The sequence below is a fragment of the Streptomyces sp. NPDC007162 genome, from assembly GCF_040634175.1.
Lineage (GTDB): Bacteria > Actinomycetota > Actinomycetes > Streptomycetales > Streptomycetaceae > Streptomyces.
In genome coordinates this window covers 1-10,792 of the sequence record NZ_JBEYFC010000310.1, presented here as the reverse complement: position 1 = coordinate 10,792, position 10,792 = coordinate 1, and the positions used below count along the sequence as shown (strand labels likewise).

At 72.4% G+C, this 10,792-nt stretch carries 13 protein-coding genes; 5 read left to right on the top strand and 8 right to left on the bottom strand.

Features of this window, described 5'->3' with window-relative positions:
• Positions 1-737 (top strand): SAM-dependent methyltransferase (locus ABZ646_RS29765; protein WP_360525422.1); only part of this gene is annotated, 737 nt, incomplete at its 5' end.
• A 72-nt stretch (positions 738-809) separates the two neighbouring features.
• On the opposite strand, the gene ABZ646_RS29760 is transcribed toward ABZ646_RS29765, so the two are convergent.
• From ABZ646_RS29760 to ABZ646_RS29750, 3 genes are all read right to left on the bottom strand, one after another.
• The gene (locus ABZ646_RS29760; protein ID WP_360525419.1) at positions 810-1,655 is read right to left on the bottom strand and encodes a chitosanase; all 846 of its coding nucleotides are present in this window, start codon (positions 1,653-1,655) and stop codon (positions 810-812) included.
• A gap of 134 nt (positions 1,656-1,789) precedes the next feature.
• Positions 1,790-2,005, bottom strand: a complete 216-nt coding sequence (locus ABZ646_RS29755) for a hypothetical protein (RefSeq protein ID WP_360525416.1) — start codon at positions 2,003-2,005, stop codon at positions 1,790-1,792.
• A gap of 51 nt (positions 2,006-2,056) precedes the next feature.
• Positions 2,057-2,629 carry a dihydrofolate reductase family protein gene (locus ABZ646_RS29750; protein ID WP_360525413.1) on the bottom strand — a complete coding sequence of 191 codons (573 nt, stop codon included), beginning with the start codon at positions 2,627-2,629 and terminating at the stop codon, positions 2,057-2,059.
• Between the two features lie 198 nt (positions 2,630-2,827).
• On the opposite strand from ABZ646_RS29750, the gene ABZ646_RS29745 reads away from it, so the two are divergent.
• Together ABZ646_RS29745 and ABZ646_RS29740 are read left to right on the top strand one after the other, a co-directional pair.
• On the top strand, positions 2,828-3,103 hold the full coding sequence (locus tag ABZ646_RS29745; RefSeq protein ID WP_360525410.1) for a hypothetical protein: 276 nt from the start codon (positions 2,828-2,830) through the stop codon (positions 3,101-3,103).
• Positions 3,104-3,153: 50 nt separating this feature from the next.
• Positions 3,154-3,501 (top strand): tetratricopeptide repeat protein, encoded by a 348-nt coding sequence (locus ABZ646_RS29740; protein ID WP_360525407.1) that lies wholly within the window; start codon positions 3,154-3,156, stop codon positions 3,499-3,501.
• Between the two features lie 264 nt (positions 3,502-3,765).
• Here the strand turns inward: ABZ646_RS29740 and ABZ646_RS29735 are convergent, their stop codons facing one another.
• From ABZ646_RS29735 to ABZ646_RS29725, 3 genes are all read right to left on the bottom strand, one after another.
• Positions 3,766-4,386, bottom strand: a complete 621-nt coding sequence (locus ABZ646_RS29735) for a hypothetical protein (RefSeq protein WP_360525404.1) — start codon at positions 4,384-4,386, stop codon at positions 3,766-3,768.
• 173 nt (positions 4,387-4,559) lie between these two features.
• A complete protein-coding gene (locus ABZ646_RS29730) occupies positions 4,560-4,940 on the bottom strand; it encodes a BlaI/MecI/CopY family transcriptional regulator (protein ID WP_360525401.1) in 381 nt (126 codons plus the stop codon).
• Positions 4,941-5,110: 170 nt separating this feature from the next.
• The gene (locus tag ABZ646_RS29725) at positions 5,111-6,523 is read right to left on the bottom strand and encodes a PepSY domain-containing protein (RefSeq protein WP_360525425.1); all 1,413 of its coding nucleotides are present in this window, start codon (positions 6,521-6,523) and stop codon (positions 5,111-5,113) included.
• Positions 6,524-6,645: 122 nt separating this feature from the next.
• On the opposite strand from ABZ646_RS29725, the gene ABZ646_RS29720 reads away from it, so the two are divergent.
• Entirely contained in the window at positions 6,646-7,290 is a 645-nt protein-coding gene (locus tag ABZ646_RS29720) for a peptide deformylase (protein WP_360525398.1), read from the top strand.
• Between the two features lie 313 nt (positions 7,291-7,603).
• On the opposite strand, the gene ABZ646_RS29715 is transcribed toward ABZ646_RS29720, so the two are convergent.
• On the bottom strand, positions 7,604-9,031 hold the full coding sequence (locus ABZ646_RS29715; protein ID WP_360525395.1) for an NAD(P)/FAD-dependent oxidoreductase: 1,428 nt from the start codon (positions 9,029-9,031) through the stop codon (positions 7,604-7,606).
• Between the two features lie 136 nt (positions 9,032-9,167).
• On the opposite strand from ABZ646_RS29715, the gene trxA reads away from it, so the two are divergent.
• The gene (gene trxA, locus ABZ646_RS29710) at positions 9,168-9,548 is read left to right on the top strand and encodes a thioredoxin (protein WP_360525392.1); all 381 of its coding nucleotides are present in this window, start codon (positions 9,168-9,170) and stop codon (positions 9,546-9,548) included.
• 16 nt (positions 9,549-9,564) lie between these two features.
• Here trxA and ABZ646_RS29705 read toward each other — a convergent pair.
• Positions 9,565-10,792, bottom strand: a 1,228-nt coding sequence (locus tag ABZ646_RS29705; RefSeq protein ID WP_360525389.1) for an aldehyde dehydrogenase family protein, incomplete at its 5' end; no start/stop codon positions are given.

Genomic DNA, 10,792 nt, shown 5'->3' with positions numbered 1-10,792 from the left:
ACCTGGGCGGCAAGGACCACTTCGACGTCGACAAGGTCGCGGCCGAGACGGTGGCGTCCGCCTACCCGGGCATCTTCGTCTGCGCCCGGGAGAACCGTGCCTTCATGCACCGGGCCACCCGTGTCCTCGCCCGTGAGCACGGCATCCGGCAGTGGCTCGACATCGGCACCGGCATCCCCACCGAGCCCAACCTGCACCAGGTCGCCCAGTCCGTGGTCCCCGACGCACGGGTGGTGTACGCCGACAACGACCCGCTGGTCCTCAAGTACGCCGAGCGGCTGATGCGCAGCACGGCGGAGGGCCGGACCACGTACATAGAGGCGGACGTCAACGACCCGCAGACGCTGCTCGACGCCCCCGAACTGGCGGAGATCCTGGACCCCGCGCAGCCGGTGGCGCTGTCCCTCAACGCCCTGATGCACTTCGTGACGGACGCGCAGGACCCGTACGGCATCGTGAGCCGGCTGCTGGACGTGCTCCCCTCGGGCAGCGCGCTCGCGCTGAGCCACTGCACGCCCGACTTCGACCCGGCGACCTGGCAGAAGGTCACCGACATCTACAACAACGCCGGCACGCCGGTGCAGTTCCGCTCGCGCGCGGACGTGACGCGGTTCTTCGACGGGCTCGAACTGCTCGACCCGGGTGTCTCGGTGGGCCACCGCTGGCGCCCGGACAGCGAGCCGACCGCCACGGACGCCGAGGTCAGCCTGTGGACCGGGGTGGGCATCAAGCCGTAGGACCACTGTGAGGGGGGAATGGCCCCTGGGCTGTCGTACCGCATGGGGGTGCGGTACGACAGCCCGGGGGTGTCAGCCGATGTGGTAACTGTCGCCGTACACCTTCCAGTTCAGCGGGGTGTCGAGGCACAGGTTGCCGTTGCGCAGGAAGACCCGCTGCTCGGTGTCGACCCGGGTGGTGTCGCTGTGCGCCTCCTCCTGCTTCATGGCCCAGACCCGGGCGTCGAGGAAGGCGTTGAGGTACGTCGTCTCGTTGCCGCCCTGGGCCGGCGGCTTGGCGTGGCCGAGGGCGCGCTTGCGTATGTTGCGGAAGCTGGTGGCGTCGTCGCCGTCGCCGTGCATGACGATGGCGTCGTAGTAGGTGAACTGCCCGAGCGTGCCCAGGCCGTCCGTCTTGCCCTGCTGTACGGCCGGGTTGAAGTACACGCGGTCACGCTCGTCGTTCTGCGCCTGCTGGAACGCGGTGTCCTGGGCGGCCTTGCGCCAGTCGGCGGGGAAGTTCGGGTCCAGGCCCGAGTGCGAGTCGGTGCCGTTCACCCGGCGCAGGGCCGGGAGGTACTTGGCGAGGACGTTGCCGGGCTTGCGGTCGGTGTAGAGCTGGACGAGGTCGAGCATGTCGCCGGTGCCGGAACAGAAGCCGATGATCCCGGCGGTGTAGCCGCGGCCGTCGCCGATGTCCTCGATGTACTTGTACTGCGCCTTCCAGTCGAGCGAGGAGTTCTCCGCGCTCGACACCAGCTTCATGGCGATCTCCTTCTTCGCCGGGTCGTCCAGGCCGGCACAGCTCGCGGCCACGGCGGCGGACGCGGGTGCGGGGCGCAGCAGCACGGCCCCGGCGGCGGAGGCGCCGAGCAGGGCCAGCAGCGTGCGGCGGGAGGTCAGGACAGGGTTCGTCGTGGCGTGGTTCGGATGCCTCACGGGGGCTCCTGTGGGGGGTGAGGGGTCGGTCATCGACACTCATCGATAGGAAGGTTTCCTATCAGTGATGGCCGATGTTGTGTACCCGTCACGCAGAAGTTCGTAGGGTCGAACAACTCCCGGGCGCGTGCGGCTCAGTCCGCCGCCGTCCAGGCGCTCGGCCCCATGCCCCGCCACTCGATCAGCTCGGGGTCGTCGACCGTCGTACTGGCCTCGGGCAGACCCGCCCGGCGCAGGAACTCGACCACGTCGAGCAGGTGGTGAGCCGTGCCGACGTACTCCCCGCGGATGCTGACCCGCCGGCCACCGTCGGGGCCCGGCGGCTGCACGATCACAGGCGCGCCTCCCATGGTGTCCGAATGCCCGTTCGGGGAGGAGATCATGCGGCGCCCGGCGCCTGGTCAGCGGATCACGTCGAGGACGTTCTTCTGCAGGCCGTTGGAGTAGGCCTCGTGCTCGACCAGCCGCAGTCGCCGGGCATCCTTGTCGGCGGTGCTGAACAACCGTTTGCCCGCGCCGAGCAGCAGCGGGAAGACGAGCAGGTGGTAGCGGTCGATCAGGCCGGCGTCGGACAGGGCGTGGTTCAGCTCGGCGCTGCCGTGCACGATGATCGGGCCGCCGTCCGTCTCCTTGAGGGCGGCGACCTCGGCGAGCGAGCGCAGGATCGTGGTCTCGCCCCAGTCGGAGACCAGGTCGCCCTCGGCGAGGGTGGTGGAGACGACGTACTTCGGCACCGCCCTGTAGTGCGCGAACTCCGCCATGCCGGGCCAGACCGGACTGAAGGCCTCGTAGCTGACCCGGCCCAGCAGCATGGCGGTCGCCTCCTCCTGCTCCCGGCCCTTGATCTCGAAGGCCTCGGGCACGAACTCCACGTGCTTGAAGGTCCAGCCGGAGTTGCGGTAGCCGGGCTCGCCGCCCGGGGCCTCGACGACGCCGTCGAGCGAGATGAAGGCGGTGCTGATCAGGGTACGCATCGGGGTTTCCTCGCGGTCCGGTGTCCGTTGGGGAGCTGGCTTCGCAGTCCAGGATCCGACCGACAATAATAATTGTCAAGGAAATCAAAGTTGTCGGCGACGGACGGGGCCGGGGTCGGACCGGGCCGGGTGCCGTGTAATCCGCCGCGCCGCAGGTACTCGGCCCGGCAGAACCATTTCCCGAAGGAGATGACTGGGATGCTGCTTCTTCTCGGACTGCTCCTGCTCGCGGCCACCGTCGCCTTCGTCGCCCTGGCGATCGCCGGCAACCTGTCCGGCGGCCCGGGCTACACGGTGTCCGTACTCGATCACCACATCGCCACCCTCGGCCCGCTGGCGATCTTCTGTGCCGGTCTCGCACTGGCGCTGATCTTCTGCCTGGGGCTGGCCGTCATGGCGGGCGGCGCGGCCCACCGCCGCCACCCTCGCATGGGGCCCACCACGACCGACCGGTACCCGGGCCCCGTCGCGTAGTGGAATTTTCAACAACCTCTGTCCGTTGGTGCCCTCGAAGGAGGTCACGAGTGGACACCACGTACTACGACCAGGGAACCGCCGCGGAGCGCTGGGAGCGGGCGCAGCTGTTCTTCGACGCCAAGGACTACGCCGGTGCGGCGCGGGTGCTCGCCGGGCTGGTCGAGGAGGTGCCGGAGCAGACCGGTCCCCGGCTGCTGCTGGCGCGCTCCTACTACCACTCGGCCCAACTGGGCCGCGCCGAGGCCCAGTTGCGGGCGATCATCGAGCGCGACCCGGTGGAGCACTACGCCCGGCTGATGCTGGGCCGCACCCTTCAGCGGCAGGCCCGGCACACGGAGGCGGAGGCGCACCTGCGGATCGCCTCGGCGCTGGCCGGGGACTTTCCGCAGGACTGAGCGATCGTGACGGTCACCGAAGGGCCCCCGGATCCCGGGGGCCCTTCGGCATCCACGAGGCGGCGGCCGCGTGCGGGCCGGTGGGAGGGCGGGTCACGCGGTCGGCGGCGAGCCGGTGGAGGACGAAGATCTCCGTGGCGGTCGGGGCGACGGCAGGGCAGCAACCGCGGCGCCGGGCTCCCCACAAGACCTGTGATCACCCGGGACTGATCGCGAGAGCGCCGGAGCCCCGCGACCAGGGCCCGGGGGGGGGGCGGCGGCGATCTACTCCGCGATGAAGACGGTAAGCCATTCCGCTTCCCGTGGCCGGTACGCGTAGCGATCCCACAGCCCCGACACGATCGCCGGGACGTGGCCGGCTCCGTAGACGATGGCCACCCGGATCGACTCGGCGCCGCGCTGCGTGTGGATCTCGCCGAGCGCGTCGAGCAACCGCTGGTCGCGCCGACCGGTCAGCGCCCGCTCGACAGGACCGTCGGCCATCATCTCCGCCCGCAGCGTCGACGGCAGGTCCTCGACCACCAGGTCCTCGTCGAGGAAGGCACGCGGACCGCGCAGCGCGAACACCAGGCCCATCACCGGGGCCACGACCATGAGCAGCACGTACATCCACCGCGGCAGTGTCCTCAGGTCCTCGATCGCCTCTGCCGCGGTCACATCCGGGTTGACGACCGGCACGTCCTCGGGAAGCAACAGATCATCGCGCTGCTCCTGCAGGCCGTTGCGCCGCCGACGTGGGGCGAACCGGTACGCGAGCGTGAGGACACTCACGCCGACCGACTTCCCCCGGATGCCCTCGATGACGACGAGGTCGCATTCCCTGAGCCTGAGGCGGACCTGGGAGCAGAACGTCGGCGAGGCGACGTGCAGCATCGGGAAGATCACGAACTCGAGTGGCGTCCCTGTCCGCCTCATCGTGATCACAGCAGATCGGACGGCGTACCCGGTCACTTCGATGATCTGCACGCTTCCCCCCGGAACCTCGCCCGGTCTCCCGTTCCCCCGCACCAGGACACGAGCCCGCCCATGGCCTTGGTTCCCTCCCGGCGCCGGGGCGGTCAGGTCTGAGTGTCGTCCTCCGGTCCTGCGGCGTCCAGGAGGGTCCTCAGGACCTGTTCGTCGCCGGGCGGCAGGGCGGTGACGAAGCTGGCGAGGACGGCCTCCCGGTCCTGTTCGCCGTCCAGCAGGCGACGCATCCGCAGGGCGGCGAGCCGGGCCACGTCGGCGGTCGGCGTCCACAGGAAGGACCGGCCGTGCCGCTCGCGGGCGACGACGTCCTTGGCGAGCAGCCGGGTCAGGATGGTCACCACGGTGGTGTAGGCGAGGTCCCCGCCGAGCCGGTCCTGCACCCAGGCCGCCGTGACAGGACCTTCGGCCTCCCTCAGCGCGCCGAGCACCTGGCCCTCCAGCTCCCCCTGCCCGCGCCGGGTCCGACCCATGATCCCGTCACCCCTTTCTGGGCTCCGCCCGCCTCCGGGACGCCGGAGCCGGGGTCCGGGGTGCGGGGTCCGGGGGTGCTCATGCCCCCGGAGCTTCGCACACACGGCCGCCGGACACCGGCGGTCCGTTCGGCAGGCTCGCCGCTGCGGTGTCAGCGTGTCCGACCACGCTACTTCACGCCGGACCTGCCCCCGTACGTCCGCCGCCCGCGGCGGTGCGCGAGCTCGCCGAGCACGATGTCGACGGCGAGGAAGGCGGCGAGCGGGATGCCCAGCAGCGGCACGAAGTAGCCGAGCACCGCGATCACCGCCATCGCCGGGACGAGGAGGTACGGCGGGACCTCCGCCCACGCCCCGCGCGGGATCGGCCGGCCGAAGGCGGAGCCGCGGCCGCGCTGCCACCACATGCGGTAGCCCCACAGGACCAGCAGGACCAGAGCGAGGGCGAGCAGGGCGAGCGCCAGCTGGTTGACGAGGCCGAAGAGGATCCCGGTGTGCAGGTCGATGCCCCAGCGGGTGAGTCTGGCGAGCACCGGATAGTCGTCGAAGCGCAGTACGTCGGTCACCTCGCCGGTGCCCGGGTCGACGGCGACGGAGTCCTGCTTCTCGGGCCAGCTGCGCTGGACCTGCCGGACGACGTAGGCGCTGTTCGCGTCGGCGGGCGGCACGATCTCGACGGGGTTGCCGAGCCCCTCGGCGCGGGCCGCGGCGAGCACCTTGTCCAGGCCGACGCCGTGCTCGGCGCCGCCACCGGTCATGGACGCCGTGTCGTGGCCCGCGTGTTCGCCGCCGCTCGCGACCGCCGAGACGGACGGGGTGGCCTGGCCGAGGGAGGTGCGCAGTTCGTCGATGTTGGCTCCGGCGTAGGTGGACCAGGTCAGGCCGGTCGCCGACAGGAAGACGAAACCGGCCGCGGCCCAGACGCCGACGGTGCCGTGCAGGCCGAGGGTGCGCCGCCGCCCGCTGGTGCCGCGCACCCTGCGCAGCGCCCGCCGCCTGGAGAACCACAGCACCAGGCCGCCGCCCGAGACCACCCACAGCCAGCTCGCCGCGAACTCGCTGTAGAGCCTGCCGGTGTCGCCGAGGTGCAGATCGCGGTGGAGTTCGTCGATCCAGGTGCGCAGTGGAAGCGCGCCGGTGGAGCCGTACTGTTCGAGCGCGCCGCGCACCTCGCCGGTGTACGGGTCGACGAACACCGCGAGCGTGTGGTCCGCGTCGACGCCCCGCACGCCCGAGAGCAGCACCCTGGTGGTCGCGCCCGCCTCGGGGGACGGCCGTATCGCGGAGACGGTGCCCTCGGGGTGGGCCTTGCGGGCGGCGGCGACCTGCTTCGAGACCGGCAGCTGCGTGCTGCCCACCGGGACGGTCAGCTCATGGGCGTACACGAGCTTCTCGGCCTGGAAGGAGAAGGCGTACAGCAGGCCGGTGGCGGCGGCGACGAGCAGGAAGGGAGCGACCAGGACGCCGGCGTAGAAGTGCAGGCGCAGGACGAGGGGGCGCAGCGGGGCCCAGCGGCTCGGGGACGCGGCCGGGACCGTGGGGTGCGGGGGCCCGTCCTTGGACGTCGAGGGGGCGATGGACATCGTGGGCTTCTCCGGGGGCTGGTGCGGGGTGGGGACGGTCCAGTAGTCGGAGCGCGACCGGGCCGAGTTCCAGGCACCTGAAGTGACCCGCGTCACAGGCCTCGGCATGGCATGCTGGCGCGATGGCATCTCCCAGTCATCGCGCGCCCCTTGCCGAACGGGTCGAGGAACTCCTCGCCGTCGGCGGCCCGTTGCCCATCGTCGCGGCCGGCGACCCGGTCCTGCGGCGCGGAACCGAGCGGTACGACGGCCAGTTGGCCCCGGCACTGCTGGCACGGTTCGTCGAGGCGCTGCGCGTCACCATGCACGCGGCACCGGGCGTGGGGCTGGCCGCGCCCCAGGTCGGCGTCCCGCTGCGGATCGCCGTCATCGAGGATCCGGCGCCGGTACCGCAGGAGGTGGCCGTCGCCCGCGGCCGGGTCCCGCAGCCGTTCCGGGTGCTGGTCAACCCGGCCTACGAGCCCGTCGGCGCCGACCGCGCCGCGTTCTTCGAGGGGTGCCTGAGCGTGCCGGGCTGGCAGGCGGTGGTGGCCCGGCCGGCGAGCGTACGGCTGACCGGCACGGACGAACACGGGCACCCGCTGGACGAGGTCTTCACGGGGTGGCCGGCTCGCATCGTCCAGCACGAGACCGACCACCTCGACGGCACGCTGTACCTGGACAGGGCGGAGCTGCGCTCGCTTTCGTCGAACGAGGAGATGGCTCGGCGCTGGACCGAGCCGACCCCGGCGACGGCGGCCGGGGAACTGGGCTTCGCCCTGCCGTAGTCCGCCGAAGCCCCGCCCGGAGACGGGCCGACAGCGCCCCGTGAGGGCACCGGGGCCGCGCCGATGCGCGGCCCACCGCGGCGCCGATGCGACCGACGGCACCCAGCGACACCGCCGACACGATCCCCCGAGCCACCCGGGGCCGCACCGACGCGCAGCTGCCCCCGGCGGTGTCGAGCGGGACCGGCGGGTCCGCTCGGCACCGCCGGCGGGGTCTCCCCCAGGGGCGCGGGGCGGCGCGGTCGGACCCCGCCGTGTCGCAGGGACCGACGGCCGCCCCGGCCCGGGCCGGGGCGGCCCGTCCCCTTCGGCCTTAGCCCCGGTACGCCTCCAGCAGGCGCAGCCACACCTCGCTCAGGGTGGGGTAGGACGGGACCGCGTGCCACAGGCGGCTGATGGGGACCTGTCCGGCCACGGCGATCGTCGCGGAGTGGATCAGCTCGCCGACCCCGGGCCCCACGAAGGTGACCCCGCGCAGGATCTCCTCGTCCAGGTCGACGACCATCCGGGCGCGGCCCTTGTAGCCCTCGGCGTACAGCCCCGCTCCGGCCACGGACGAGAACTCGACGTCGACGGCCCGGACCCGGTGTCCCGCCTGCTCCGCCTCCGCGAGGGAGATTCCGACGGCCGCCGCCTCGGGGTCGGTGAAGACGACCTGCGGTACGGCGTGATGGTCGGCGGTGGCCGCGTGCGCACTCCACGGACCGTCCGGCAGCGGCGTGCCCGCGGCGCGCGCGGCGATGGTGTCGCCCGCGATCCGGGCCTGGTACTTGCCCTGGTGGGTGAGGAGTGCCCGGTGGTTGACGTCCCCCACGCCGTAGAGCCAGTCGGTGCCCTCGACCAGCAGGGTGTCGTCGACCGACAGCCAGGAGCCCGGCGTGAGGCCGACGGTGTCGAGTCCGATGTCGTCGGTGTGCGGGACCCGTCCGGTGGCGAACAGGATCTCGTCCGCCTCGATACGGTCCCCCGCGTCGGTCACGGCGACCACGGTGCCGTTCTCGCGGGTCACCGACTCGACGGAGGTCCCGGTGCGGACGTCGACGCCCGCTTCCGTGAGCGCCTCGGCGACGAGCTCGCCGGCGAACGGCTCCATCCGGTTGAGCAGGCCCTTGCCCCGCACCAGAAGGGTGACCCGGGAGCCCAGGGCCTGCCAGGCGGTGGCCATCTCGGTGGCCACGACACCGCCGCCGACCACGATGAGCCGGCCGGGCGCCTCCTGGGCGCTGGTGGCCTCGCGGCTGGTCCAGGGCCTGACCTCGGCGAGCCCCGGCAGACCGGGCAGCTGGGCGCGGGTGCCGGTGGCGACGGCCACGGCGTGCCGGGCGGTCAGGGTGGTCACGGTGCCGTCGGGGCCGGTCACGGTGACCGTGCGGGGTCCGGCGAGCCGGCCGTGGCCGCGGTACAGGTCGGCGCTGATGCCGTTCAGCCAGGCGACCTGGCCGTCGTCTTTCCAGCTCGAGGTGAAGTAGTCGCGGCGGGCGAGGACCGCGGGGGTGTCGAGGGGGCCCTGGACCGCCTGGGCGAGGCCGGGCAGGCGGCGGGCGTCGGCCTGGGCGATGACCGGCCGCAGCAGGGCCTTGCTGGGCATGCAGGCCCAGTACGAGCATTCGCCGCCGACGAGTTCGCTCTCCACGACCGCGGTGGAGAGGCCGGCCGCACGGGTGCGGTCGGCGACGTTCTCCCCCACGGGCCCGGCCCCGAGCACCACGACGTCGTAAGCGATGGATTCCGTTTCCGTCATGGGGGTAAGTCTCGCGGGTGGTGTGCGCTCGGGCCACACGGGTGGGCGGCCGGAATACCCGCCCGGTCGGGCACGTTGTGGCGAGCGGTTCCGCCCCGCATCGGGGCGCCCCCACATCAGGAAGAGGGAAGCACACATGAGCAGCACCGTGGAGCTCACCAAGGAGAACTTCGACCAGACGGTCACCGAGAACGAGTTCGTCCTCATCGACTTCTGGGCGTCGTGGTGCGGCCCGTGCCGGATGTTCGCCCCGGTCTACGAGAAGGCGGCGCAGGCCAACCCCGACCTGGTGTTCGCCAAGGTCGACACCGAGGCGCAGCCGGAGCTGGCGCAGGCCTTCGACATCCAGTCGATCCCGACCCTGATGATCGTCCGCGACCAGGTCGCCGTGTTCGCCCAGCCGGGCGCCCTGCCGGAGGCGGCTCTGGCGGACGTCATCGGCCAGGCCCGCAAGCTCGACATGGACGAGGTCCGCAAGAGCATCGCCGCACAGCAGAGCGGCACCCAGGGCGAGTGACACCCTCCGGCAGAGGTCAGAAGGGGTAGGGCGCCACGTCACCGCGTACGGTCGTCCACCGCACGTCCGTGAACGCCTCCAGGTTGGCGTCGCCGCCGAACCGGGCCCCTGTGCCGGACGCGGCGACTCCGCCGAAGGGGGCCACCGCCTCGTCGTTCACGGTCTGGTCGTTGATGTGGACAATGCCGGTCGGGATGCGCTCCGCGAGGTCCAGGCCGCGGGCCGCGTCGCGGGTGACGATACCGAGGGAGAGTCCGTAGGAGCTGTCGGCCGCGAGGGCGGCGGCCTCCTCCACGTCGGCGAAGGCGCGGACGGGCGCGACCGGGCCGAAGACCTCCTCGGCGTAGGCGGGCGTGCGGTCGTCGACGTCGGCCAGGACCGTGGGCCGGTAGAAGAGGTGCTCGTGGGTGCCGCCGGCGGCGAGTCGCGCGCCGTGGGCGGTGCTCGACTCCACCAGGCCGTGGATCTTGGCGAGTTGGGCGGCGTCGATGATCGGGCCGAGGTGGACCTGCTCGCGGTGGGGGTCGCCGACGGCGAGGGAGTCGGCCTTGGCGGCGAGGCGCTCGACGTACTCCTCGGCCAGTGAGCTGTGCACCAGGTGCCGTCCGGTGGTCATGCAGATCTGGCCCTGGTGGAAGAAGGATCCCCAGGCGGCCGTGGAGATCACCGCGTCGAGGTCGGCGTCCTCCAGGACGATCAGGGCGGAGTTGCCGCCGAGTTCGAGGTGGGCGCGCTTGAGGTGGCGGCCCGCGGCCTCGCCGACCGCGCGACCGGCCGCCGTGGAGCCGGTGAAGGAGATCACCGGCACCCGTGGGTCGGCCACCAGCGCCGCACCGACGTCGGCGCCGCCCGGCAGCACGTGCAGCAGCCCCTCCGGCAGTCCGGCCTCGGCGAACACCGCGGCGAGCGAGAGCCCGCCGCAGACGGCGGTGCGCGGATCCGGCTTGAGCACCACGCCGTTGCCGAGGGCGAGGGCGGGCGCGACCGAGCGGATGGAGAGGATCAGCGGCGCGTTGAACGGCGCGATCACCCCGACCACGCCGACCGGAACCCGGCGGGTGTACGACAGTCTCGGCGCCTCGCTGGGCAGCACCTGGCCGGCCGGTCGGGAGGCGAGGGCGGCGGCCTCGTAGCACTCCTGGGCGGCGACGTGCAGTTCGAAGTCGTGAGACCAGGAGTACACGGAGCTGCTGCGGCGCCACCGGGAGGACCCCGCGTTCGCGCGGCTCGCGGATGCCGTGGCC